The 24,136-nt window shown below is 46.5% G+C and carries 22 protein-coding genes; 7 read left to right on the top strand and 15 right to left on the bottom strand.

The window, feature by feature from the left end; all coding sequences use genetic code 11:
- Nucleotides 1-79 precede the first annotated feature (79 nt).
- Together NYE45_RS14060 and NYE45_RS14055 are read right to left on the bottom strand one after the other, a co-directional pair.
- On the bottom strand, nucleotides 80-1,258 hold the full coding sequence (locus NYE45_RS14060; RefSeq protein WP_340017114.1) for an MFS transporter: 1,179 nt from the start codon (nucleotides 1,256-1,258) through the stop codon (nucleotides 80-82).
- Nucleotides 1,259-1,386: 128 nt separating this feature from the next.
- Nucleotides 1,387-2,244, bottom strand: coding sequence for an arginase family protein (locus tag NYE45_RS14055; protein ID WP_340017113.1), 858 nt, complete (start codon nucleotides 2,242-2,244; stop codon nucleotides 1,387-1,389).
- 105 nt (nucleotides 2,245-2,349) lie between these two features.
- Between NYE45_RS14055 and NYE45_RS14050 the strand changes: the two genes are divergently transcribed.
- On the top strand, nucleotides 2,350-2,715 hold the full coding sequence (locus tag NYE45_RS14050; RefSeq protein WP_340017112.1) for a helix-turn-helix domain-containing protein: 366 nt from the start codon (nucleotides 2,350-2,352) through the stop codon (nucleotides 2,713-2,715).
- Between the two features lie 130 nt (nucleotides 2,716-2,845).
- Here the strand turns inward: NYE45_RS14050 and NYE45_RS14045 are convergent, their stop codons facing one another.
- Nucleotides 2,846-3,316: a GNAT family N-acetyltransferase gene (locus NYE45_RS14045; RefSeq protein ID WP_062834343.1), complete on the bottom strand. Its 471-nt coding sequence runs from the start codon at nucleotides 3,314-3,316 to the stop codon at nucleotides 2,846-2,848.
- 205 nt (nucleotides 3,317-3,521) lie between these two features.
- Here NYE45_RS14045 and NYE45_RS14040 point away from each other — a divergent pair, with 205 nt between their 5' ends.
- On the top strand, nucleotides 3,522-4,202 hold the full coding sequence (locus NYE45_RS14040) for an MBL fold metallo-hydrolase (protein ID WP_340017111.1): 681 nt from the start codon (nucleotides 3,522-3,524) through the stop codon (nucleotides 4,200-4,202).
- On the opposite strand, the gene NYE45_RS14035 is transcribed toward NYE45_RS14040, so the two are convergent.
- Nucleotides 4,182-4,805 carry a hypothetical protein gene (locus NYE45_RS14035; RefSeq protein ID WP_340017110.1) on the bottom strand — a complete coding sequence of 208 codons (624 nt, stop codon included), beginning with the start codon at nucleotides 4,803-4,805 and terminating at the stop codon, nucleotides 4,182-4,184. The two genes, NYE45_RS14040 and NYE45_RS14035, sit on opposite strands and share 21 nt — an antisense overlap.
- Nucleotides 4,806-4,996: 191 nt before the next feature.
- Here NYE45_RS14035 and metE point away from each other — a divergent pair, with 191 nt between their 5' ends.
- Nucleotides 4,997-7,291 carry a 5-methyltetrahydropteroyltriglutamate--homocysteine S-methyltransferase gene (gene metE, locus NYE45_RS14030; RefSeq protein ID WP_340017109.1) on the top strand — a complete coding sequence of 765 codons (2,295 nt, stop codon included), beginning with the start codon at nucleotides 4,997-4,999 and terminating at the stop codon, nucleotides 7,289-7,291.
- A gap of 174 nt (nucleotides 7,292-7,465) precedes the next feature.
- Here metE and NYE45_RS14025 read toward each other — a convergent pair whose 3' ends face one another.
- From NYE45_RS14025 to NYE45_RS13990, 8 genes are all read right to left on the bottom strand, one after another.
- Nucleotides 7,466-8,002: a redoxin domain-containing protein gene (locus tag NYE45_RS14025; RefSeq protein ID WP_340017108.1), complete on the bottom strand. Its 537-nt coding sequence runs from the start codon at nucleotides 8,000-8,002 to the stop codon at nucleotides 7,466-7,468.
- Between the two features lie 23 nt (nucleotides 8,003-8,025).
- Nucleotides 8,026-8,739, bottom strand: a complete 714-nt coding sequence (gene ccmA, locus NYE45_RS14020) for a heme ABC exporter ATP-binding protein CcmA (RefSeq protein WP_340017106.1) — start codon at nucleotides 8,737-8,739, stop codon at nucleotides 8,026-8,028.
- The gene (locus tag NYE45_RS14015; RefSeq protein WP_340017105.1) at nucleotides 8,732-9,553 is read right to left on the bottom strand and encodes an ABC transporter permease; all 822 of its coding nucleotides are present in this window, start codon (nucleotides 9,551-9,553) and stop codon (nucleotides 8,732-8,734) included. Before NYE45_RS14015 ends, ccmA begins: the two co-directional genes overlap by 8 nt.
- A 28-nt stretch (nucleotides 9,554-9,581) precedes the next feature.
- Complete coding sequence (locus tag NYE45_RS14010; RefSeq protein WP_340017104.1) at nucleotides 9,582-10,178, bottom strand: nitrous oxide reductase accessory protein NosL; 597 nt, start codon at nucleotides 10,176-10,178, stop codon at nucleotides 9,582-9,584.
- Nucleotides 10,175-11,482, bottom strand: a complete 1,308-nt coding sequence (locus NYE45_RS14005) for a NosD domain-containing protein (protein ID WP_340017103.1) — start codon at nucleotides 11,480-11,482, stop codon at nucleotides 10,175-10,177. The genes NYE45_RS14010 and NYE45_RS14005 overlap by 4 nt, the downstream gene beginning before the upstream one ends.
- A 399-nt stretch (nucleotides 11,483-11,881) precedes the next feature.
- On the bottom strand, nucleotides 11,882-12,556 hold the full coding sequence (bshB2, locus tag NYE45_RS14000) for a bacillithiol biosynthesis deacetylase BshB2 (RefSeq protein ID WP_340017102.1): 675 nt from the start codon (nucleotides 12,554-12,556) through the stop codon (nucleotides 11,882-11,884).
- A 23-nt stretch (nucleotides 12,557-12,579) separates the two neighbouring features.
- Nucleotides 12,580-12,924: a YojF family protein gene (locus NYE45_RS13995; protein WP_340017101.1), complete on the bottom strand. Its 345-nt coding sequence runs from the start codon at nucleotides 12,922-12,924 to the stop codon at nucleotides 12,580-12,582.
- A 136-nt stretch (nucleotides 12,925-13,060) separates the two neighbouring features.
- Nucleotides 13,061-13,396, bottom strand: a complete 336-nt coding sequence (locus NYE45_RS13990) for an antibiotic biosynthesis monooxygenase (RefSeq protein ID WP_076331085.1) — start codon at nucleotides 13,394-13,396, stop codon at nucleotides 13,061-13,063.
- A 272-nt stretch (nucleotides 13,397-13,668) separates the two neighbouring features.
- Between NYE45_RS13990 and NYE45_RS13985 the strand changes: the two genes are divergently transcribed.
- The 4 genes from NYE45_RS13985 (at nucleotide 13,669) to NYE45_RS13970 (ending at nucleotide 18,236) form a co-directional block, all read left to right on the top strand.
- Nucleotides 13,669-14,454, top strand: coding sequence for a DUF817 domain-containing protein (locus NYE45_RS13985; RefSeq protein ID WP_340017100.1), 786 nt, complete (start codon nucleotides 13,669-13,671; stop codon nucleotides 14,452-14,454).
- Between the two features lie 214 nt (nucleotides 14,455-14,668).
- A complete protein-coding gene (locus tag NYE45_RS13980; protein ID WP_340017099.1) occupies nucleotides 14,669-15,301 on the top strand; it encodes a TetR family transcriptional regulator in 633 nt (210 codons plus the stop codon).
- Nucleotides 15,258-15,956 (top strand): ABC transporter ATP-binding protein, encoded by a 699-nt coding sequence (locus NYE45_RS13975; protein WP_340017098.1) that lies wholly within the window; start codon nucleotides 15,258-15,260, stop codon nucleotides 15,954-15,956. Before NYE45_RS13980 ends, NYE45_RS13975 begins: the two co-directional genes overlap by 44 nt.
- A 51-nt stretch (nucleotides 15,957-16,007) precedes the next feature.
- The gene (locus tag NYE45_RS13970; protein ID WP_340017097.1) at nucleotides 16,008-18,236 is read left to right on the top strand and encodes an ABC transporter permease; all 2,229 of its coding nucleotides are present in this window, start codon (nucleotides 16,008-16,010) and stop codon (nucleotides 18,234-18,236) included.
- A gap of 45 nt (nucleotides 18,237-18,281) precedes the next feature.
- Here the strand turns inward: NYE45_RS13970 and NYE45_RS13965 are convergent, their stop codons facing one another.
- The 3 genes from NYE45_RS13965 to NYE45_RS13955 all read right to left on the bottom strand — a co-directional run bounded on the left by NYE45_RS13965 (nucleotide 18,282) and on the right by NYE45_RS13955 (nucleotide 24,094).
- On the bottom strand, nucleotides 18,282-20,825 hold the full coding sequence (locus NYE45_RS13965; RefSeq protein WP_340017096.1) for a glycoside hydrolase N-terminal domain-containing protein: 2,544 nt from the start codon (nucleotides 20,823-20,825) through the stop codon (nucleotides 18,282-18,284).
- Nucleotides 20,822-21,967: a glycoside hydrolase family 88 protein gene (locus NYE45_RS13960; protein ID WP_340017095.1), complete on the bottom strand. Its 1,146-nt coding sequence runs from the start codon at nucleotides 21,965-21,967 to the stop codon at nucleotides 20,822-20,824. The genes NYE45_RS13965 and NYE45_RS13960 overlap by 4 nt, the downstream gene beginning before the upstream one ends.
- A gap of 69 nt (nucleotides 21,968-22,036) precedes the next feature.
- Entirely contained in the window at nucleotides 22,037-24,094 is a 2,058-nt protein-coding gene (locus tag NYE45_RS13955) for a glycoside hydrolase family 65 (protein ID WP_340017371.1), read from the bottom strand.
- Nucleotides 24,095-24,136 lie beyond the last annotated feature (42 nt).

Genomic DNA, 24,136 nt, shown 5'->3' with positions numbered 1-24,136 from the left:
CCACACACCAAAAGGAACAACCAGCGATGGTTGTTCCTTTGTTGTATAGTGGCAGAGCCTAAATGACCCATATCAAGAGCTAGACGGTCAGACGCGTAGCCTTGTTGCTCCTGTTAATCAGCTCTGTAGCCGCGAACATGACACTGAACAGAATCAGCAGGATCAGGGGTACCATGGACATTCCCCATTGGCTGGCTATGAGCCCCATACCTAACGGGATGAGTGTTGAACCTGTATAGGCACTGGCCATTTCAAGTCCAATTACACTTGGGGATGCTTTCTCTCCGAAGCGTTCCGGTGTCGCATGAACGATACTTGGATAGATCGGTGCTCCGCCCAATCCCACGATAAATAAAGCCCCTGCGGCAAGCCAATAAGGAATCGGCATAACCAGGATAACCAATCCGAAGCATCCAACGATTCCACCATATCTGATGAGATTTTTGCTGGATACATGAGTCGATAGAAAGCCTGAGATTACGCGTCCCAAGATAATGCCAATGAAAAATAGGGAGGATAGTGCTGCTGCAGTACCTGGAGAAACGCCTTTGCTTCCGATGAAGAATGAAGCCATCCACAGACCAGCTGCTGTTTCCGAACCGTTGTAACAAAGCATGGCCAGCATCGACATTTTCACGCCGGGGATACGGATAGCCTCACGGTTGCTCACCCGTTTCTTCTCATCGCCTGACTCCTCTACTCTTCCCTTCTCGAAGATTTTCCACAGAGACAACGTTGACAATAAGATCACCGCAATCCCAAGCAAAATCAACCCCACAGTAACGTATCCCGCACGCCAGTTGTTTGCTTGATTCAACCAATATGCCATAACGAGTGGGCCTGTCACCGCTCCAATTCCCCAGAAACAATGCAACCAGTTCATATGCTTGGCCTTGAAATGCAATGCTACATAATTACTTAGTGCCGCATCCACCGAACCTGCACCCAGACCGAGAGGGATCGCCAGAATCAGCAAAAATACAAAATTCTCAGAGATCGAGAACCCCAACAGCGCGATCGTTGTTGAGAGGATGCTGAATAATGTGACTTTACCTGTTCCGAATCGGTGTAACAATCGGCTGGCTAGGAGACTGGACACGACTGTACTAAATGAAATAATTAACGATATGTAACCTGCCATTTCTGTTGTCGCATGTATATCGTTTTTCATAACGGACCAGGCACTGCCAAGTAAAGCATCTGGTAATCCCAGCCCTATAAATGCGAGATAGATAATGATTAACAATAACGTGACCATCTGGGTGTACTCTCCTCAGTTCGTTTAATTTCTGATTCTCATCGAACCACCCATATAATCATATTGATATTTTTATCCGTCATCTTCCTCTATTTTGACTTGATATATCAGTATTCTGATATCCTATATCAATGGTTCAGAATAGGTATTTCTCCAAGTAGATTCTTCAAGTTAATGGCATCCCATGGTAGGTGCTCGGTTATCCCTAATCCGACTACATCTGTTTCTTCAGACAGTTCTTTGATCAGTTGAAGCAAATGAGGTAATTGCATGGTTCCTGCTGGTGAAAATACATAAGGTTCTCCTGGCTTGGCGAATAACAATGAACGGAACATGCTGGGATCAAGCACATCCAGATCAAGGTGAATTGCCAGGTGTTTGATGTCGTTTTCTGTAATCCACTTCTTAATCGAATCCATGCCATGAGTTAACTCTTCGGTTCCAGCCGTTCGGATACCCAATCTTTGAATCACTTCGTTTTCCTGTTGCGTGGGGGTCGTCAACCCGGCCATGAAGATATTTTCAGGCTTCAAAGGGACTTTCACATGTTTGGCAAACTCCGGATCGCCTTCCCCAAGAAGATTACCGAGCGGCAATGTATGACCATTGTCATAACCCGCGTATTTAACCAAGTCACCGTGTGCATCAATCCATATCAAACCAAGTTCTCCGCCATATCGTTCATTTAAATAGGCAAACGGAGCTTGTTCAACCAAACAGTCACCGCCAAACATGACAATGCGATCAGGCTGGTGAGCTTGAATGATATGCTGGGCGGCCTGCAATTGCTGAAGTAGCGGTGTTCTGCCTTTTATCCCGTTCTCACTTACCAGAAGTGTTCCATCATAAGCCACAACAGGAACATGAATGAGAGGTTGATCATTGTCAGGTGCGAGCCAAGCAAGCAGTTCCGCTCCAAAAGAGTAGTTAGGATTATCCCCACCTTGCCATTGTGGCATAAGCAGACGTATTGTTTTTTGAGTCATCGTAAATCTCCTTTACTTCAAAGTAAGGTTAGTATAAACTGAGCCCAAACAAATAAATAGTACGGTCTTTTAGGATAGGTACTACCCGAAAGGATAGTGTGAATGATGAGTATGGCTGAATACCATGGTAAAGTGAAGAATATTCAAGATACCCCTTTTGGATACACGTTGTCCGTTATTGGTGGCAAATGGAAAATGGTGATTATGTATCTTCTGGCTGATAACCAGCCTGTCCGTTTCAATGAACTGAAAAGACAAATCGGTGCCATCACGTATAAAACATTGAGTTCACAGCTCAAAGAATTGGAAGCAGATGGTATGGTGGAACGGAAAGAGTACCCCCAAGTCCCTCCTAAAGTGGAGTACCGACTGACCGCCAAAGCTGAGACGCTTTTGCCCGTTTTGGAAGGACTATGTGAGTGGGGGGTCCAACATCAAGACCCTTCGATCATTCATTGCGCAAAGAATTAAAATCTTGATTCTATTCCTTTAGAAAAATTGGATAAGTTACAACGCAGAAAAGTCGCCCATAGGCGACTTTTCTTGTATCTTATACTCCTCTTTCCATTCAGTGAATGGAAGCTGTGATTCGTTCGTAGAATTATACTTTTTCGTGTACCAGATCTTTCTGATAGGCCAACACTCGGTCCCAATCGCCACTGAAAATCGGGATTCGATAATACCCTACGCGCTCATACAGCGCGGCTGCTTCTGGCTGCAGCGGACCTGTTTGCAGTTTGAGATTGGTGTAACCAAGTTCGCTCGCAAGACGATCCGCCTCGGCCAAAATAGCCTGCGCAATGCCCTTACGGCGGTAGCCACTGCGAGTATACATGCGTTTAACCTCTACAGATGTTTCATCAAGGGGTCTAAGTGCTCCACAACCAACCGGATACCCGTCGATTCTGGCAACGATAAAGGCCGCCCGTGGCACTTCAACGTCTGACAGTTGAAATCCCGCTGTTCCATCACCGCCATATAACAAACCGAGTTCTTCGCTCAGTTCCTTGATCAATTGCAGTGAATCCTCGCTTCGAATATCTTCAGCTGCTGCATGCACGATATGTGTCATCCCACATACCCCCTTTATCTTATTGGACTTATTGGTTTAATTGATATATATAAATTATCATTCCCAACAGCAAGCGTCAATTCCCTCATTCATTGAATATTTCTATAAGTACCCGAGCGTATCTTATCGCCGTCTCTATTCGTTTACATAAGAAATGTAATAAGCAACGATGTATATGAATTTTATCTCTCGGAGGTCTGGTATGATGAAAATTTCAAAGGGAATAGAAATGCTTCAGCTTGATTTTGATGGAAATATAATTCACCCTGTTCTGATATGGGATGAAGAAATGGCTGTGTTAATCGATGCCGGTTTCCCAGGACAATATGACGATTTATGTACCGAACTCGAAAAGGCAGGCGTGCCGATCAACCAACTTAAGGCAGTGATTTTGACGCATCAGGATGTGGACCATATCGGCTGTCTTCCCGAGATTTTGCAGACGTGTGGTGATCATGTCAGGGTATATGCACATGAACTGGATAAGCCGTATATTGAGGGGCAGCTCCCTCTTCTCAAAGACGCTCACCTTGCGTACCCTCCAAAGGGCAAAGTTGATGAAACGGTAATCGATGGTCAGGAACTGCCGTTTTGCGGCGGCATTCGCGTTATTCATACACCTGGTCATACGCCAGGACATATTAGTCTTTATTTGATGGGTAGCAAGACGCTCATCGCCGGAGATTCTATGTACAGTGTCGACGGCGTACTCGGCGGCGTTCATGGCCCTACCACACTTGATATCGAGACGGCTCGTTGCTCCTTGAAAAAGTATATGGAACTCCACATTTCATCTGTGATTTGTTACCACGGTGGACGAAGTCATGTGAATGTGAATGAACAGATCTCAGGGCTAGTTAAGGGTTTATTGTTTTGCAAACTGTAAAATAGCTGTAGCCGCACGAATTCGCAGCTCTTCTTCTTCACTGTGCAACGCTTCTCTCAGTACATGGAGAGCTGTTTGAATCGTGGCTTCATCTACCCTCGTTGAGGGTGGGTTGGTTGCTTCAGCCGCTACGCTGACTGCAAGTCCGCGATCCAGCTGTGCTTGTGATATGGGATACTCAAACTTCGCAAGGATGGATGAGTCATTTTGCAGTGCCTGCACTTTGTCATTCAACTCAGCGAGAGGAATACGCCCCAACCATGTAACTCCGCGACGGTGACAGATCAAGTCCTCTTCAGAACCAGCGGAATCGTCGTAATAATAATCCCCGATATCACCAACATACGTCCATTCATCATCACTAATTAACACATAATCTCCATCCTGCATGAGGCTAGCAAACGTATGTAGTGTCGCAAGTGTACTCGCCAATTCCGACTCATCCAAGCTATAGTGTTGAACCAGCTGTTCCTTCCATAGCTCCGAGGGCGTTTGCTCCAGATCTCCTGTACCTGACCAAGCGATTCCAATGTAATTGTCTTCCAAAAAAGATGCTACTCTGTTGATTCCGTGCACGTTGGACTGGATGTGATACAGATTCATGGTACCGCCTTCCTTTCAATCATTCGTATGAACGTAGTTCACCATTGTAACATTAGTGGGGTCTATTTCAAACGTAATGATCTCTTCGATATAGCCTCAGGCTATAACTAGGTATAATTTAATGGAATTACTTTATAACTCCGGATCTGTGATAAATTTTGTGTAACATAAAAGCAGAGGGGTTTTAAGCGATGACGAAAAGTAGTGTATTAGGATATCCGCGTATTGGTGCTGATCGGGAATGGAAGAAAGCGTTGGAAGCGTTCTGGGCAGGCAAGCTGGAGGAAAACGAATTTCATGCACGTCTGCAGGAGATCCGCATCGATCATTTGCGCAAGCAACAAGCGAAAGGCATCGACATCATTCCGGTGAATGATTTCAGCTATTACGATCATATCCTGGATACGGCCGTGATGTTCGGCATTATTCCTAAACGATTTGCTTATGATGGTGGTTCCGTTCCGTTGTCCGTATATTATGGTATTGCCCGGGGAACGAAAGATGCCGCAGCAAGCGAAATGACAAAATGGTTCAACACCAACTACCACTACATTGTACCTGAACTGGACGGGGCTTCCCCAACTCTGACGGAAAACAAACCGCTTCTCGCTTATCGTGAAGCAAAAGAAAAACTTGGTATTGAAGGAAAACCGGTTATCGTTGGACCGTTAACCTTCTTGAAGCTCTCCAAAGGCTATGATAAATCCGAGACAGACGCTTGGTTGGACCGCTTGCTTCCACTCTACACTCAATTGCTTCAAGAACTTGCGAGCGAAGGCGTTCAATGGGTGCAGATCGACGAACCTATCCTGGTAACCAAATTAAGCGATGAAGACGTACAGCGTCTGTATAAAATATATGAAACATTTGCAGCAGCCGCTCCAGGCTTGAATATCATGCTGCAAACGTACTTTGAATCTGTCGAAAACTATAGCGACATTGTGGCATTGCCAGTTCAAGGTGTAGGACTTGATTTTGTACACGGACTCTCTGGTAACACACAATCCATTCGGACATCCGGTTTCCCGGCAGACAAAGTGCTCGGAGCAGGTATTATTGATGGACGTGGGATCTGGAAAGCTTCCCTTCAAACAAAACTGAATTTGCTGAATGAATTGACTGAGTTCGTGACGCCTGAACATATTATTGTGCAATCGTCTTGCAGCCTGCTGCATGTGCCAGTTACAACAGAACGTGAGGCAAAACTTACATCCGAACTGAAGAATGCCCTCGCATTTGCAGATGAAAAACTGGATGAGATCGTTCTTTTGACTACTGCCTTATCTTCACCAAGTGCAGAGATTACCGCTAAAATTAACGAAGCAGAGCTTCCTCTTCAGGCGCTTCAACAATCCGAAGACCGGAACCGCACCGCTGTACAGAAAGCCGTTGCTTCCATCAGTGTTCAACAGCCTGAGCGTTCCCGTCCTTTTGCCGAGCGTCATGAAGCCCAACAGGCCAAATGGCAATTGCCACTCTTCCCGACTACAACGATTGGTAGTTTCCCGCAATCTGCTGAAGTCAGAAAAGCACGTCAATTGTGGCGCAAGGGTGAGTTGAACAACGAACAGTATGCTGCCTTTATCCGTGAGCAGATTGATATTTGGATTAAGCTTCAGGAAGAGATCGGAATTGACGTATTGGTGCATGGTGAGTTTGAGCGTACCGACATGGTTGAATTCTTTGGCGAGAAACTGGCCGGCTTTGCCTTTACACAGTTTGGCTGGGTACAATCGTATGGTTCACGTTGCGTGAAGCCACCTATTATCTTCGGCGATGTTGCGTTTACTGGTGAAATGACAGTTGAAGAAACGAAATATGCCCAATCGCAGACTGAGCGCCCTGTCAAAGGCATGCTGACTGGCCCGATTACCATCATGAACTGGTCATTCGTACGTGAAGACATTGCCCGTGAGCAGATTGCTTATCAGTTGGCGTATGCGTTGAGACAGGAAGTCGAGGCACTTGAACAGGCAGGCATTGGCATGATCCAGGTGGATGAACCAGCGGTTCGTGAAGGACTTCCGCTGAAGGAAAATGAACAAGCCGATTACTTGGCCTGGGCAGTTAAAGCGTTCCGCATCTCCACTTGCACAGTGCACGAAACGACTCAAATTCATACACATATGTGCTATTGCGAATTCCATGACATGATTGATTCCATCGAAGCTATGGATGCAGATGTCATTTCCATTGAGACATCCCGTAGTCACGGTGAACTGATTCACAGCTTTGAAGAAAATACGTATGAGCTCGGTATCGGTCTTGGCGTATATGATATCCATAGTCCACGGGTTCCGAGTGTGGATGAAATGAGCAGCATGATTGAACGTGCCCTGCGCGTTCTTGATCCGAAGCTGTTCTGGATTAACCCGGACTGCGGATTGAAAACCCGTGGGCAGGAAGAAACGGTCGCTTCCCTGCGCAACATGGTTGATGCAACCAGAATCGCTCGTACCAATCACGCTTCAGCTGCTGTATTGTAATCGGCGACGAAGCAGCATAGCTTCAAAAGCAAAGCCGGACACCCCTTCGTTAAATGGGTGTCCGGCTTTTTATGTGGTTACTTTATATGGTTACTTTTAACGTACATTCATTTCACTTGTAACATGGGCGAACTCAGGCGTTCCTGCCCTTTTCTCACCATCCAACGCTTACGACTAGATACTCTCTTCCAGCCATTGCTGCAACGGTGTATCTTCGGTCAGTTCACCGAGCAATATATGACGGAACTTCCCGTCCTTATCAATAACCATCGTTGCCGGTAAACCTGTAATCCGATACATGCCTGATATATTGCCTGTCACGTCAATAATGACCGGAAAATCAAACGCCTGCTTATCCATAAACTCACGAATCGTCCCCTTCGATTCTCCCACGTTAACAAACAGCGTTTCCACGTCGTTCTGATAATCCTGAGCAATCTGGTGAACGAGCGGCATCTCCCTTACACAAGGTGTGCACCATGAAGCCCAAAAGTTAATCATGACGGCTTTGCCCCGATAATCGGACAGTCTCACTTGTTCGCCTGCTGAATTAACCGCTGTGAACTCAGGAGCTACTGCACCTGCTTGAATAGCGTTGCCTCGCTGAGACTCGGGTGTCGACATATTTTCAAAAACGGCCCATACACCTGTGAACAACGCAACCAAGCCAATCAGTATTGTAAGTATATGTCTGTTATTAAACCTCTTCATCTTCTTCTGCAATAAACTCACCTTCACTTTAAGCCAAGACTTTGATGAAATGCTGCATGGAGCGAGCCGAATTGATCACGAAAGTCGTGAGTGGAGCCCTCTCCCACATTACGTCCATGGTTCATGAATATCACCTGATCCGCAATATCGTCTGCAATCTCCAACTGATGGGTCGAGAACACGACCATGTGGCCATCCTGCTTGATGCCCTTGAGCAGCTGAGCTAGTTCCTGCATCCAGAATGGGTCCAATCCATTCGTTGGCTCATCCATGATGAGCAGTGGAGGTTTCGACAGTACAGCCTGGGCGAATAACACACGTTGACGCATGCCTTTGGAGAAGGTCGTGACCCGTTTGTTCTTTTGATCCGCCAACCCGACCATGGTCAGCACTTCCTGTACTCTCTCCTTCGGAACTTTCCTCAGAGAAGCCCAGAATAGAAGTACTTCCTCTGCAGTCAGTCCCTGATTAAATTGATAATCATCCGGCATATATCCAATCTGCTCTGAATAACGCTTGCGTTCCTTCAACCATCGCACATTGTTCACCACAACCTCGCCGGAGGTAGGCCGAAGAATTCCTGCGATCATACGCAGAACTGTGCTTTTCCCTGCGCCATTCCCTCCACAGAGCGCAAGCACTTGGCCAGAATTCATGTGAAAGGAGATATCCTCAACAATAGTCTGCTTTTTAATGGATTTGCACAATCCTATCACTTCGAGTCCCGCCTTATCCATGAGAACGCCCCCTCTCCCAGATCGCGTATACCGCCAGGACAGAGCAGGTGATCCAGAACAGGCATATCCCGATGAAGATCCAACTGCCACTTGGTTGCTGCACCCATTCCACCCATTGGTAATACTCCGGTCCCAGAATGGAGCCGCCTCCCAGTTTGATCACGACAAACAATCGCACCAGTTCAGCCGGATTGATGAGCGTTAGTATAATCAACAGCGGTTTCACCCACAGATAAGGCATTAATCCCAGCACAGAGAGCAATAACGTCGGCCATCCAATGACAGCGAAGAACCATACGGTCACGGATATGGTTAACGCCTGCCACCGATTGCGTGACAACGAACCGATAAATAGAGCCAGCGTCAGGAATAACAACACCAGTCCACAAGAAAATGCCAGAAAGAGAAGATATGTCATGACATCCAGTGGATTCCCGATCAACCCGCTAATGCCACCCATTAGGCCGTATCCAAATGCAACAATGGTGATCAAAACAATCGACAGCCCAAGATACTTCCCAACAATAAAGGACATTGTGCCGATGGGATACGTGGACAGCAGTTGCCAGCTACCGTCTTCTTTTTCGGATGTTAATGAGAAGGAACCGAGGAACAGCGTCATTAATGGCAAAAGGTAGAGAATAAGATTCAACATCGAACCTGTTGTGCCCGAATATCCTTGAACCAGATTCTGCGAATTCAGGAGTAACAAGCTTAAGCTAAAGGTGCAAAAAAGGATTAGAAACGAATAGGCCCATGGATTGCGAAACCCCATTTTCACTTCTCGTCTTGCAATCTGTATCATATCTGCCATCATTGATCACCATTTTCTATTGTCATACCTAGTGACCCGACTCTTCTTCCATCTCACCTTCTTGGTGTGTTCCCTCACTTGCCCCTTCTTCACCATGTCCGTGTGCATCATGTCCGTGTGCATCATGTCCATGTTCACCCATCATGTCCATGTTCTCTGTATTCTGTTTCCAGTCATGAGAAGCAAGATCCTCAGCGGTCATAATGGTTCCTACACCTTGCTCTGCAATGAAAGCTTCGGCCGAAGGCTTGTCCTTAAAGTTAAGAATTCCATAGGCCATAGGCGTGCGCAATGAAGCATCGTATACATACGTGGCTTTGCTGTATTCAATCCATTCCTTGTCATTATAATCACGAACATAGTCCATGCCGATGTTGTCCGTGCCATTTTCTGTTTTCCACTGGTTCATGCACCCGATGTCATCGAACTTGTAATTTTGGCCGTCTTTCGTAGTGAGCTGGGTTGCATACGCATCGTCCTTCACCTGCATTTTACAGATCGCACAGATATCCACGTCTTCATTGATCGGCAATGCCGCGTATTTTGTTCCGCAAGCGGTTAACAGTACCATGCCAAACATAAGTACCATGACCAATGTCCATCTTCTGTTCAAGCTTTTGTTCATTTTCGTAATACCCCCATATAGATGATTATAAAAGTTGCTATGCCCAGCAGAATTAAACCAAGCATCCACACCACATTGGAACCTGTTGCCCTTTCCACTGACATGTTCAGATCAGATCCCGTATCCATGCTCATTCGTGGCGAATCGTCGGTAGTCCATTGTTCTCTGCCTTCTGTAAACAACTCACTCAGAAAGACCATACCCGGTGATTGAAAAAAGAGCTGATACGCTGAATTTCGACTGACCAGTTGCTCATAAAAAGGATTGATGGCATAGGATATTTCACTGATCCCATCCCGATTCAGGTCAAGTCCCTGAAAGGAATCCCAGTAGTTCTCCATCAGGACATTATTCGGGCTATCCAGCGCCGAAGCTTCAATGACATTAGACACCATTTGGTTACGTGTAAACTCATTAGCCTCTGCCAGAACAAGCTGGATGCCAACAAAATTCCGAAGCACCGCATTGCCACGGATCTCATTGCCGGATGATTCTGCAATATTCATGCCGACACGATTCCCCTCCACCACATTGTTGTGAATTGAGGATTGATGCACGTCATACAATAGAATCCCTTGGGAATGAACATTAGTACTCTGTTTGCGAAAAGAATTGCCCGATATGACCGTATTCTTGACGCCCATAATCATGGCACCTGTCATGTTTTCCTCTCCGGTATTGTCCATGACAGAAGAGCCGTCAATGTACATACAGTGGATGCCGTACCTTGTATGTAACAGCCTGTTATGTTGCACGATAGACTTGCGACTGTTCTCTAGATAGATTCCATCCCTCATGCCGGTGATCTCATTGCCTTCAATATAGCTATCATGGGAGTTATACAGATCAATACCATTGCCCTTCTGGCTGCTGGTTGCAGAATCAGACCCGACCCAAGTAATGTGGTTCCGCTGAATCGTCGCATGAATCGAATTACGGATGATCATCCCATAACCCTGGGTCTGAATATGCAGATCCGTGATTTCACTTTTTTCACCTTCAACCTGAATCGCTGCGGTCTGTTCATTCGCATTATGCTCAATTGTAAACCCGCTCAACTTCACCCCATCCGACTGAATGGTTATCGTAGAGGTGGTTTTCTCATTCACGACGATGACCGTAGGATCACCCTGAATGGTGATGTTCTTATCAATCGTTACAGGGCCGGAATATCGGCCTGATGCAAGATCAATAATATCTCCCGGTGCAGAACGGTCAATTATAGGCTGAAGGGGAATGAGATCACGCTCGCCGGAGCCGGCCATTGCCTTACCATGCGGGAAAAATAATAAGAAAATTATCATGCCAATTAGAAAAACCAATCCTCGACCCCTACTCTTCTCACAGCTCTTGAATATGCCTAACTTCACCCAAGGATTACGCATGTAACTTCCAGCGCAATTCCAGATCCTTGTTGCAGATGCTCATTGCTGTGGCATTGTGTTCAACAGGTCTTTCGTTAACCCCAAGTATACGTTGGTTGTACACACCATCCCTCCTTTCCACTCCGCATCAACCCTCCATGTTCCTCATCCATTGAAGCAACGCAATAAATGAAGCGTTATCACAATCCTGATCATAGTGTACTTAAAACGATATTTTTTCCATATAGCTCAATCAGGCTATAGACCATACATTTTTGTGTCGATATTGTGATGTCAAACGAAAAAAGCCGCCATATAGGCGACTTCTACGTAATTATATTATTCAAATGGATAGGTCCAAAATGTTTCTTTACCAAAACGTTTCTTGATTTCTTCATCATTCAGCTCACGATTTCCGACAAGCTCCGCTGCCTGGAATTGTGAACGATGGGCACGAATGGACTCCATCTTTCTGTCCAAAAATTCGGTTACGTCAACGAATACATCCGGCTTGCCAATGTACTGTTCCTGATTATTAGCGAACGCAACGCAGTGAACAATCGGACGCTCATCCACTGGAAGTTTAGCAATTGTACGTATAACAGCGGCTCCCGTTGCATCATGATCCGGATGAACACTGTACCCTGGATAAAACGTAATGACCAGCGTGGGGTTTAACTCTTTCAGTAGTGACATGATGGTGTCTTCCAGTAACTGTGGGTCTTCGAACTCCAGCATTTTATCGTGGAAGCCCAGCATCCTGAGGTCCTGAATACCAATCGCTTCAGAAGCTTCGATGAGTTCCTGTTTACGGATAGCAGGCAACGTCACTCGGTTGGCAAATGGAGGAATCCCCATGTTGCGACCCATCTCGCCCAGTGTCAGACAAGCATAGGTTACATGAGCACCGCCATCTATGTACTTCGCTAACGTTCCAGATACAGAGAAAGCTTCATCATCCGGATGTGGGTAAACCACCAAGATGCGCTCATGCTCGTTGTGTGTAGTATTCATGGTTATTCCATCCTCCGTCTTCATCAGAACATCTCCCGACTCAGTTGTAACGCCACAACCAGCTTGCCTTGACTGTCGTGACCAGCCAGAATCAGTCTTTCTTCTTCACGCTCATCAATGTGTGTAAGGCCTTCGGCGTAGAGCCAACCTTGAGTTGTTTTCAGACCAACCCGGTAAGGACCTGTACCTGAGATGGAGCCCTGCGTATATCGTATGGCCGCATTGGTAATGAATGCAGATGCTGGATGTCTTGTGCTATCCATGTGGTGTGCGTAAGCACCTGACGTGAGTTCGAGATGTACGTATAAGTCCTGATCAGCAAGTTGATTGATCCGGAGCTGAATGTCTTGAGGTTTTATCGGTTGCATAGCGGCCTCCTTGTCTAATGTAATTGTACGAATTTCATTTTAACATAACCACGAGAGAATATACATGGAGCGACCCTGTCACACGCTCATAGAGCCATCTCATAGAATCGGCCAAATTCCAACAATCGCTGCCTGATTATGCCCCTTGTTCGGAACCGTTACCTGTCTTCACGGTCTGTACCTGATACATATTTACGGTCGTGCTTATCAGATAATCAGGTTTCTCCTGTGTTCTCTTCTCACGGTGGCCTTTGATATGTACATCACTTTTCTCCCAATTCTTCCATGCTTCTTCCGATTCCCAGCGAATGATGACCATCACTTCTTCGTTCTCTGTACTTTTCTTGTTGACCATGACACTGAAATCAATCAGACCAGGCATGTCCACAACAGGAGTTGGACCACTGAAACGTTCCACGATCTTATCGCTATTTCCTTTTTTGACAATGATGCTTCGAGTTTGAATCAACATATTCATTCCTCCTGGTAGAGTCACATGCCTAGCATTATGCGAGACATAGTGAGCTTTTTATTCTTTCATTCTAATCTAATTGAAAATCATTATCAATGAAAGGGAGTCGTTTTAATTTGAAAACAAGAACAGATTTGCGTGTTTTTTTCTCTTTTTATTCACCGATGAACTCTATATTATGGAGTGTAGGCAAAAAAACGCCCATGATGAACACCCTTAAATCATATCATTGAATTATGCTCAAACGTGCTTGGAAAGGAGTTACACTTGAATTGAAACCTCTAATACAACTACTTCATTTCGGCTATCATCAGGCCATGAGCTGCATATTTCCTGTAGCGATCTTTGGAACATTGGCTCTCTCCAGCGTAATCCCGATTCCTTTCCTGCATCGATATGATGCCATTTTGCTCGTATTGCTTGGTGTGCAGTATCTGATGTATCGAAGCGGCTTGGAAACCCGGGATGAAATCAAGGTCATCTGTGTATTTCACATTATTGGCCTGGTGCTGGAAATCTATAAAGTATGGATGGGATCTTGGTCATACCCTGAGCAAGCCTATACGAAAATCTTTGGTGTCCCTTTGTATAGTGGATTTATGTATGCAAGTGTAGCCAGTTTTATGTGTCAGGTGTGGCGAAGACTGCGCATGGACATGACCGGATGGCCTGGTTTATTACCTTCTGTTCTGCTCGGAGCAGCCATCTATATTAACTTTTTCACCCATCATTTTATTCCCGATTTTCGCTGGTGGTTGACGGCGCTTGTCTTTATAGTCTTCTATAAAACGTGGATTATCTACCGGGTACGGGCAACGATCTATCGAATGCCGTTATCGCTCGCATTTATCATTGTTGGTTTCTTCATCTGGACTGCTGAGAACATCGCGACATTCTTCAATGCCTGGAAATATCCTGATCAACATGATGCCTGGCAACTGGTTAGCTTCAGTAAGATCAGTTCGTGGTTCCTGCTGGTGATCATCAGCGTCATCATCGTTGCGCAGCTTAAATATGTGAAGGCCAATCGAACCCCAGATGATCCAAAACCCATCTAACCACTATTACATCCCTAACCTAAAAAACAGCAGCATGCTTAGACTGGAATATAAGTCTTCGAATGCCGCTGTTTTTTTTGCTATGTTAATACGCTCTAGAATCTCCCTTCCCCACGTGATGACAATTCCAATTGACAAAAGCGACACCAGCGTCATAAAATCAAAAAAGCGACACAAGTGTCACTTATGTCTTCTGTTAAATTAGGAGGAAACTATGACCCAAAAATCGTTCTCAAAAAAAATGATGATCCTTGCAGGCGCACATCAGGTATTTGTAAGGAAAGGATTCCATGCTGTCACCATGACAGACATTGTGGAGCAATGCGGAATTAGCCGCGGAGGCCTCTATCGTTATTTTAACTCCACAGATGAGATATTCAGAGCGTTACTGATGGAAAACAGTCAGCAGACGCAAGAAGCTTTTACAGCCCAGATGGAAGCGGCTACGCCATTTCAGCAGATCATGGATGCATTCTGGTCGAGTCAACAGATCGAGCTGGCGGAGATCAATGACAGTATCATGACCGCTGCGTATGAGTTCTTCTTGTCACACCGCGATGCAGAAGATCGTGAGTTGCTTCACCATCAGCAGGATCATAGCATCACAGAGCTTAGTCGAGTGATCGATTATGGAGTCAAACGCGGTGAAATACAAGTTCAGGCAAGCCGAACAGCGGCTGCTCATATTGTTATTTTTCTGGAGGGACTAAGAGTGCTTGCCCTGTCTACTCATTTGACTGAAGATTTTATTCGCGAACAGCTAGATTTCATCCAAACTCATCTTTATGAAAGAAGCGTGCCTAATGAACATCGCCATTTCCGTTCAGAACGTAACGAAACATTTTAAGAAAAATGAAATGATACTCAGTGAAATCAGTCTAGATCTCGCCGAAGGTGAATTTACAGCCATCATTGGCCCAAGTGGCTCCGGAAAATCCACGTTGCTAAATCTAATGTCAGGACTGCTCAGACCCTCGAATGGTCACGTCTTCATCAATGACCGGGACATTACTGAACTGAATGAGGATGCACTTGCCAACTTTCGCAGACTGCATCTGGGGCACATTTTTCAACACTACCACCTGCTGTCTCATCTTACGGTTAGAGAAAATATATACATTGGGCTCTCTGGCACAGGGGAACCCCACACGGTTGAGGAGCTTGCTGCCCTTCTGGGGATTGAGGACATACTGAATCAGTTTCCCGGTCAACTGTCTGGTGGACAACAGCAGCGGGTAGCCATCGCACGTGCATTAATTAAGAGACCTCGTATCTTGTTCTGCGACGAAGCCACGGGTGCATTGGACGAGATGAACAGCAAAAATGTGATAGCGCTTCTTCATCTTGCCCGCCAGCAATACGGAGTGACCATTGTGTTCATCACCCATAACCCTGAAATTGCCAAGACTGCTCAGCGCGTAATTACAATCAAGAACGGCTCCATCTATCAGGATCGATTGAACGAGTACCCGATTACTGCTGCGCAGATGCATTGGGCATAGAGATACTCACAATGGGAAGGCGGAAGGCTAGTGCGCTATCTTAACAAGCATGTGTACCGTTTATTGAAGCAAAACCGGGGATACACTATCCTACTATTTCTCATGGTTGTGCTGACTTCGTTTATGTATTTTTTTGTAGAATTCTCGGTGGATCGTAATCAGGTTCGTATTCAAGAATACGCAGAGTCACAGCATTTGGAAGATTTCCGTTTCCAATTGCAAGAGGATACAGATCGTTCACGTGTGTTAGAGAAGATACATACAGAAGCTATTATCGAGGAAAAAAGATTCAAGAAAGTTACACAAATCAGTACAAATTATTATCTGCTAGCTCCACCCCAGATGCTTAATGTACCTTATCTATTGGAAGGCCGACTGCCGGTAGCTTCTACGGAAGTTGCCCTAATGCTGCAGTATATGGATAATCATGCCCTGACTATAGGAGACTCGATTACGATTGGCAGTCACAATCTCACCATCGTTGGCTCCATGTTTTTGCCAGACTACCAATCGTTTATTCCTTTCAATGACCTGAAGCAGGATTATAATCAAGCCACATTTGGAGTCGTTACCCCTGATATGTACCATATGATAAACGGTCAGGAAGAGCGTTATTACGCAGCACAGTTCAAACCTGGTGTGGACTCCGGCTCAGCTGAATTGCGCTTAAGTAGTGACCCCGCCTTCTCATATTTAGCTTTCGATTCTGGTCTTGAAAGTAGCACTGAACCACTGATCGCAATCGATTCCAATCAAAGCCTGGCCCACAGCTTTCTTTTTTTGTTCACACTCATTACTTTGTTTATTTTCTACATGTTCTACACCCGTTTCATCCGCCTTCACCGTCAAGATTTCGGTTGCTTCAAGGCATTGGGATATACGGCAAGACAGATCAGCTGCGCACCGCTCGTTTATTCACTGATCCTATCGACCGCGGGAGGACTCGTCGGGATGGTTTTGGGTTTCTTCGGTTCGTCTGTCCTAATCCAAATGTATGCTCAAATGTACTCCTTCCCCTTCTGGGAACGTGGCCTGGAACTCCGTTCTATCTTGTTCGGGCTTTGGATTCCTGTCATCGGAACGGTGCTGGTCACCTGGATGGCAATCTTCCCTTTTTTACGCCAGGAAACCTTTTATGTCATGCATAACACGATTAAACCTCTCCCGAACGGAAGATTAACCGCAGCTTTTCAATCCGTAATTGGCCTTTTGCCGGAAACATTAAGGCTTCCTCTGCGCGTCGTACTTCGCAAGTGGAATGCCATATTTTTAAGTGCAACAGCAATCTTTCTGATGACCTTGTTATTTATCATGAGTGCTTCATTGTATCAATCGAGCGGTGTCGCCCTGGAATCGCAGACGGCAGGCATGAACTACATGTACGATATCCGTTATCCGGATCTAAGGGAAGATGAAGTAACCTCGCATAGCTCCAGCATGTACTACCTCAGACAGTCCATCCAGCTCAGGGGAGTTGAGGGGCAAAAATTCTCAGTAGAGCTGGTTGGTATGGACGACCAGGGAACACAGGTGCAACTCATGAATCATGACAACACCCTAATTCTGCCTTCTGAGCTAGATGGTATTGTGGTGAGTGAGGCGACCCGTTGGTTGTATGGAATCCAATCGGGAGATACCGTTCAACTGATCATTAATCATCAACCGCATAACGTCTCTGTCCGGGAGATTAGCCAGAATGGTGAAGCAGATACAATCTATACATCCAAAACACAACTAGCGAGGTGGATGAACGTTAGCCCCTCCATGCATAACGGGGAATACAGCAACGGTGGTCCTCTGGATTCAAATGCTCGAGTGGTCACTGCCGAGAACAAGTTAGCTACTCTGCGTAGTGATGCAGTATCGAGCCAATCCAGTGCTGTCATTAATCAAGTGGCAGGGATTCTTGTCGGTTTCCTGTTGATATATCTGGTCATTCTGCTGAATGTTCAGGATAGCCATAAGGATATGCATATCCTTCGATTGCTTGGGTACAGCCATCGAGACATTAACCGTATGCTCGTCGATGTATACAAGCCACTATTTGTCCTTCTGTATATGCTTGTTATACCCTTTGCGATCCTGGCAGCGCGTGCAATCTTGCACATGATCTCATTACAGACTGGGGATTATATCCCGTTTCAGATCCATTGGTGGGTTCTAATCCTGATCCTCATACTGATTTTGCTTCAATATCAGTTGGTCGTTACTTTATTTAAGCGAAAAGTGTTCAAGCAGACACAAGGCATGGAGTTGGCCGATAGCCTTGGCATTTATTAGATTGGTTAAATCCCTATGTAAAAAATGCCGCCATTTGGCGGCATTTTATTCATCATTTGTTCCAAACTTTGTTCGCCCCAGAATGAGTTTCCCTCCAGCTTCAATTTCAAGCTCATAGATGCCATTCTCATCGAGTTCACATAGGCAGGCACTTCTACTGAGCATCTCGCATGCTTTTACCCATTCAGGAATATGAAGCTTCGTCATGATCCGGCGATAGGCGCTGATTTCTGCCCGGAACAAACCGGAGCTCTGATCCCATGTACAGGACACACTACCTCCGGGAATACGCCAGCCGTGTATGGAACCTCGTACCCAGCGTTCTGGCAAAGCCGGCAGCAGCTTGATCCAGTGTTCTGATACATAGAGCAGCATTTCCTGCACTGCATTAACCCAGCCCATATTGGCATCCAACTGAATCGGGGCAGCAGGCATGGACATACATATCCCCATATTGCGCCAGTCATTATGCAACGTATATCCATTACTCAGCACACAGGAGCGCGCAAGAATATCGAGACTTTCCAGCGCTCGCTCACCATTACCAAGTCGAGCATATATGGACGACATATGTGCAAGAGACCAGCCACTCTGAGCACCAAGCCTTCGCTGATCAACTGCTGTCTCGAACGCTTGGAACAGTTCTGGCTGTTCTTCACGGGTGACCTCCTGTCCTGGAAAAACAGGATACAGGTGTGAAAGATGACGATGATCACGTCGATCTTCAAACGCAGGATGCAGCCATTCTTTCACAGCTCCCTCAGGTTCAAGAAGATAATCGGGCATATGCTTCAGCATGGCTTCCCAGCACGGAATCTTAGACGTATGCAATCCAGTTCGTCGACTGGCTGCAATGACATGCTGTAGCAGTTCTTTCATAATTGCAATGTCCATAGTCGCATTAATGGCTGTAGGCATAGGGTGGGCCAATGGCTGTCCATGCTTAGGCATAAAATTCTCAGGTGTATTCTCTGGCGAAACAGACGGGTATATCTTATATTTTCCGTCTGCACCCAGCACCAAAAAATCTTCATAGAACTGAAGGGCCTCCTTCATAAAGGGCAGGGCTTCCTCCAGCAGAAATTGCTTATCCCCAGTGAACTGATAATGAGCATAATAATGCCTGGCGATCCATCCTGCTGCTCCCGTCCAATTCATGATTACCGGAACAATCTGGTTAGGCACACCGATACCTGGTGTTGTTCCAGCAGGAATGTAAATCCCACGGCATCCATATAGCTTGCGAGCATTATCCCGAAAGTCATCCATTAATCCGTTGTAATAGCGGAACAACGAACGATTCAGATTGGATAAACCACCTACCGCAGTGTGCCAATACATCATTTGCACATTCTCATTCGCCATATTGTGGCCCCAGATCAAGCGATAATCTCCACCCCACAAGCCGTATAATCCAAATGGCAATCCGCTATGTTCAGAAGTTCCGCTGATGAAGAGATATCGACCATAGGCCCACATCTTGCGCATTAAGCCTGTAGGTGCTTCACCTTCATAGGCTTCCATAAGCAAGTCTTCATTGCAGCGCCCGTCATCATTCTCATCATCCAGATCAAGTTCAGCGGACCTAAATAACGGTTGATGCAGTGAGATATGCCGATCCAGCAACGTATTGTAGTCGCTCTCAAGCAATGCGAGTTCCTGCTTCAACCGTGTCCATTCCTCCGCTCGTCTACCCGTAGCAAACATTTTGACAAGCACAAGCACTTTTCCAGAGGTATGGAAATGAAGTTGCCTGCTGTGCGTATCTTCGTTAGGCTCGCTTTCCTTTTGCTTATCATGAATCGCATCAGGTATTTCGTTCAATTGGATCAGTCGTAGCACCGCACCATAGTCCTGTCCATCGTCATTTTTCCCGCCATAGCAAAGGTAGTCTCCACGATCATCCCGGTCGATTCTCATTGTTATAGACAACTGTAGAACGTTGAACTCATCGTCTTCTCTCACCCGGTCACCTTCCGGGAATTGCAGGCCTATAGTTCCCGACAGTAATGAATGTCCATCCGAACCTGTTCCTTGTGCACTTACTTCATCTTTCACTCTATGGGTTTGGATCTCATAGACAACACAATCGTCTGCTCGCGAGACAAACAGACTTCTTGCATAGCTCTGACTCCCCTCCAGCCAGCGCACCTGAACTTCTCCTGTGTCCATATGCAGTTCCCGCCGATATTTGCGAAAAGCGTTATTACAAGGCATGCCCACCGTCATTGTTGCCAGCGGATAGCGGGAAGACAACCTTGACGCGTAACCTTCTTCTTGCAGCTTACGAGTCAGATGCCAACTTGCCTCCAGATATCGTTCCTCATCCATTAACTTGCGGGTCTCTGATAAGGTATAACTGACATCGGGCAGCTTATCCTTGTGCCCCCAGTGCCATAATTCACTGTGCTGCAAGAGTACGGTTTCCGCCTGAATTCCACCTTGTACTGAAGCACCAAGTTTACCGTTTCCGGAAGGAAGTGCTTCTCGCCACATCCCTTGCCACCAGGAAGAGGGATATTTCAGCAATAGCTTGTTCTTGTCCGGCCGTGTGCCTGAGGTGTCTGGATGGTCTATGTGATGCTTCACCCTTCTTTCGCTCCAAGTCTCTCTATCTCAATACTGGCTAACAAGAATGGGGCTACGCCCATCTGTACATCACTAACGACCTGTTCACTGATGTAATATTCATAAGAACCGTCCCGATACTTCTTGCCACCGAGTCCGGCACCATGACAGATGTGGTGCAGATGCACCCCATTTTCATCTTCAGTGACCAACCGCTTCAATATGCCTGCATAGGCATGATCAACGACTTCACGGTTCAGCTCAGCCAGATAATGTAACCTAAGGCCTTTCGCGAGTGCATAGGTCAGCATACAGGAAGCAGAGGCTTCTAGATAATTTCCTGTTCTGCCGTTCTGATCCATCACTTGGTACCAGAGTCCGCTATCCTGATCCTGAGCGTGAGCAATCGCATAGGCCATTCGTTCAAATATACCCATGATCTGTCCACGCTGTGGATGATCCACCGGAAAGTGCTCCAGTGCATCCACCACCCCCATTGCATACCATCCCATGGCCCGGCCCCAAACATGAAAGGATCGACCAGTATTTTGATCGCACCAGCGTTGTTCCTTGCTCTCATCCCAGGCGTGATGCAATAAACCAGTTCGTGGATTACGTGTCTTTCGCTCAATCAACAGAATCTGCCGTGCCACTTCATCGAAGCTCTCGGGGTGATCGAAAGTACTGGCGTATTCCGCCAGAAAGGGTGAAGACATATAAATGCCATCCAGCCACATCTGAAAGGGATATATTTTCTTATGCCAGAACCCACCTTCACATGTCCGGGGCTGTCCTTTAAGCTGGTCAACGAGGTGCAGGATCGCTTTAACATACTTTTCATTGCCGGAATTCTTCCACTGACTGAACAGATTTTTGCCTTCATTGATCATATCCAGGTTGTAATCATTCAGCTGATAGGTCCGAATGGTGCCGTCATTCTCAATGAGGTCATCCATGTGACGATGAACAAGTTCCGCATAACGGGATTCTTGATTCCATTCGGCAGCGCGTTCAAGTGCCATCAACGTCATCCCGCCTACATAACCCCATTTGTTTGCAATCTTGGGGTGATTGCCATTCTGGCATTCGGAAAGCATGGTATCTGCTATTTTGACAGACATTCTGCGTTCCTGTGTAACTGCCCTTGTCGACGTTCCAACCATATCGAAATCCTCCTTCTGATGGACTAAGCCAATCTGTACCGTTATTTCGAGGGTTTAACATTCTGACGATTACATCAACGGATGAAGACCTTCCCACTTCACAATCCAGCTTCCATCCCGCGGAAATCCCGGATTTTCTTTTTCTCCCGTCCCTGTCCAGCCTGCAGCCATCATGGCAACAGCAGTCAGCAAGCCACCGTTCCCGGGCAGATATGCCCACAACCCGGCTCTCTGATAGTTGTGCCCATTAGGTAAATACGTGTTCTTCGTCGCATCCATCAACAAGAAATCCATTGCAAGCTCAGGTTCATTCAGTCTTGCCGCTGTCATCGCACACATCGGAAAATCCCATCCCCAGGCGGACTCCCAGTCCCAGCACTCTTTAACCTTGAGCAACGTATTTCTCATGATCTCCGGATCGATCAACGAACCTGGCAATAGTCCAAGTGCTCCAACCATCGAGGGATGATCGTGGTTCTTAGCAGTAAAAGTGTCCGGACAATTCTCGTGTGCAAGGTACACACCGTCCTCATGTCGAGGTTTAACCATGCGCGAAGCCACTCTTGCCCAGTCTGGATTGGCTGGATGATTCAAGCGCTCTGCCCACAGGATGGCTATCTCCAAGCCAAATTTCCAGTACTCCAATTCATAAGGCGGATTCAAACTATCGTTCATGGCGTGATTCTCCTGGGCAGGAATAAGCGGGGGACCTAACACATACGCTTGTCTTTCCTCTTCCCAATGGGCATAGGACACCATAAAGTCAGCCGCTTCAAATACGATATCCTTATACCTTGTTAACATAGCAGGGTCAGGCCGGGACAGATAACACATCTCAGCTAGTGCCATGGGATGGGGTTGCTGCCAGATCAATCCCGGAGCTACCGGCGACGGAGTCTGATGCCCGTTATAACCCACCATTTTGGGCCAGCGTGCGCCGACATAACCTTGAGAATGGGCCAGTTCGCGAGCTTCTGGCAGGATGGTCCGGTACCAGTCCATACTCTTGCACAACAGATCGGTACGATTCCAGAGTGGAAAATGCGCTGCATGCCACCAATGCATCTCCAGATGCATTTTGCCAAACCAGCTGTTGTACATATATCCGGTCTCCTGCGGCGGCAGGGACCCACCGCTGTGCACCGCGCTCAGAAACTGGGATAGGACTACTCTGCGCTCTAGTTCGGCGGCACGCGGATCTGAGCTGCCTTCGAAATCAATCACTCCACCATCGTTCCAGAACCGATTCCAATGGACCGAGCTTGCTTGCAACACAGCATCTGCTGGCAAGCTTTCCGGCTTATGTGCAGCAAAAGATACACTGCAAGACCAGATGTCTGAGTCATGTACAGCCTCGGGAGATAGTGTGAATTCATGGGCTCCCGTCTGTTCCAGCCGGCCTGCGTCCCAGACCCATTTCACTTCATACTCATCTTCATCCAGCACACGCTTCAATGATGCGGAAGTTGAAGTGACCGATGTAAGCACAGTAGAATGTCTGTCAGGTTGCTTCCAGTCGGGGAATACTGATTTCGACCAGTTCCGGTGTGTCATATCAGGGGATGGAAATACAAGAAACAGTTGCAGACGCTGTTTACGGATTAATCCGGATTGTACACGAATGGCGATACAATCGAGCTGTGGGTCACAAGCTGTCTCTACACGTACTTCTTCCCCCTCTACTGTAAATTCACTGTGCAGAATTCCGGTCCAAAGATTCAATTCCTGACGTACAGGGACCACATGGTTGACGTCCGTGTCCTGACCATCTTCTCCTAACAAACGAAATGAAATGCGTCCAAGCTGAAGTCGATGCGGGTTCTGCCTAAGCCAGTGATAGGCTTCTTCCTTATCTTCGGGTTTCATGGGATACGGCACTTTACGGCCATGTGTCTCAAATGCTTGATAGACGATATCCTCATCTCCGAATACATGATGACCGCCTGTATAATGCCACCCCCAGTTGGATTGTGTACCGAGAGGTATTTCATACAGATCTGGATACGTCTGAAGTCCCGTAAAATCAGCGCTGAACGCAAATTCTCCATTACCTACTGATAAAGCTGATCTGGGCTCAAGCTGAGTTAATACCGGATGATTCCTGGTGATGACTGAATGTCGATCTATCAATGGTTCTGCCTCCTTATCATTATCTGGGATTCAAGTATG

This window comes from Paenibacillus sp. FSL K6-1318, from assembly GCF_037976905.1.
Lineage (GTDB): Bacteria > Bacillota > Bacilli > Paenibacillales > Paenibacillaceae > Paenibacillus > Paenibacillus amylolyticus_A.
This window is presented reverse-complemented; position numbering and strand designations above follow the sequence as displayed.

Coding starts and splice junctions, on each gene's coding strand:
- NYE45_RS14005 (WP_340017103.1), bottom strand. CDS start 11,482: ATGATAATTTTCTTATTATTTTTCCCGCATGGTAAGGCAATGGCCGGC.
- NYE45_RS13980 (WP_340017099.1), top strand. CDS start 14,669: ATGACCCAAAAATCGTTCTCAAAAAAAATGATGATCCTTGCAGGCGCA.
- NYE45_RS13990 (WP_076331085.1), bottom strand. CDS start 13,396: ATGTTGATTCAAACTCGAAGCATCATTGTCAAAAAAGGAAATAGCGAT.
- NYE45_RS14015 (WP_340017105.1), bottom strand. CDS start 9,553: ATGGCAGATATGATACAGATTGCAAGACGAGAAGTGAAAATGGGGTTT.
- ccmA (WP_340017106.1), bottom strand. CDS start 8,739: ATGGATAAGGCGGGACTCGAAGTGATAGGATTGTGCAAATCCATTAAA.
- NYE45_RS14050 (WP_340017112.1), top strand. CDS start 2,350: ATGAGTATGGCTGAATACCATGGTAAAGTGAAGAATATTCAAGATACC.
- metE (WP_340017109.1), top strand. CDS start 4,997: ATGACGAAAAGTAGTGTATTAGGATATCCGCGTATTGGTGCTGATCGG.
- bshB2 (WP_340017102.1), bottom strand. CDS start 12,556: ATGAATACTACACACAACGAGCATGAGCGCATCTTGGTGGTTTACCCA.
- NYE45_RS14055 (WP_340017113.1), bottom strand. CDS start 2,244: ATGACTCAAAAAACAATACGTCTGCTTATGCCACAATGGCAAGGTGGG.
- NYE45_RS14010 (WP_340017104.1), bottom strand. CDS start 10,178: ATGAACAAAAGCTTGAACAGAAGATGGACATTGGTCATGGTACTTATG.
- NYE45_RS14035 (WP_340017110.1), bottom strand. CDS start 4,805: ATGAATCTGTATCACATCCAGTCCAACGTGCACGGAATCAACAGAGTA.
- NYE45_RS14025 (WP_340017108.1), bottom strand. CDS start 8,002: ATGAAGAGGTTTAATAACAGACATATACTTACAATACTGATTGGCTTG.
- NYE45_RS13995 (WP_340017101.1), bottom strand. CDS start 12,924: ATGCAACCGATAAAACCTCAAGACATTCAGCTCCGGATCAATCAACTT.
- NYE45_RS13960 (WP_340017095.1), bottom strand. CDS start 21,967: ATGGTTGGAACGTCGACAAGGGCAGTTACACAGGAACGCAGAATGTCT.
- NYE45_RS14060 (WP_340017114.1), bottom strand. CDS start 1,258: ATGGTCACGTTATTGTTAATCATTATCTATCTCGCATTTATAGGGCTG.
- NYE45_RS14045 (WP_062834343.1), bottom strand. CDS start 3,316: ATGACACATATCGTGCATGCAGCAGCTGAAGATATTCGAAGCGAGGAT.
- NYE45_RS14040 (WP_340017111.1), top strand. CDS start 3,522: ATGAAAATTTCAAAGGGAATAGAAATGCTTCAGCTTGATTTTGATGGA.
- NYE45_RS13975 (WP_340017098.1), top strand. CDS start 15,258: ATGAACATCGCCATTTCCGTTCAGAACGTAACGAAACATTTTAAGAAA.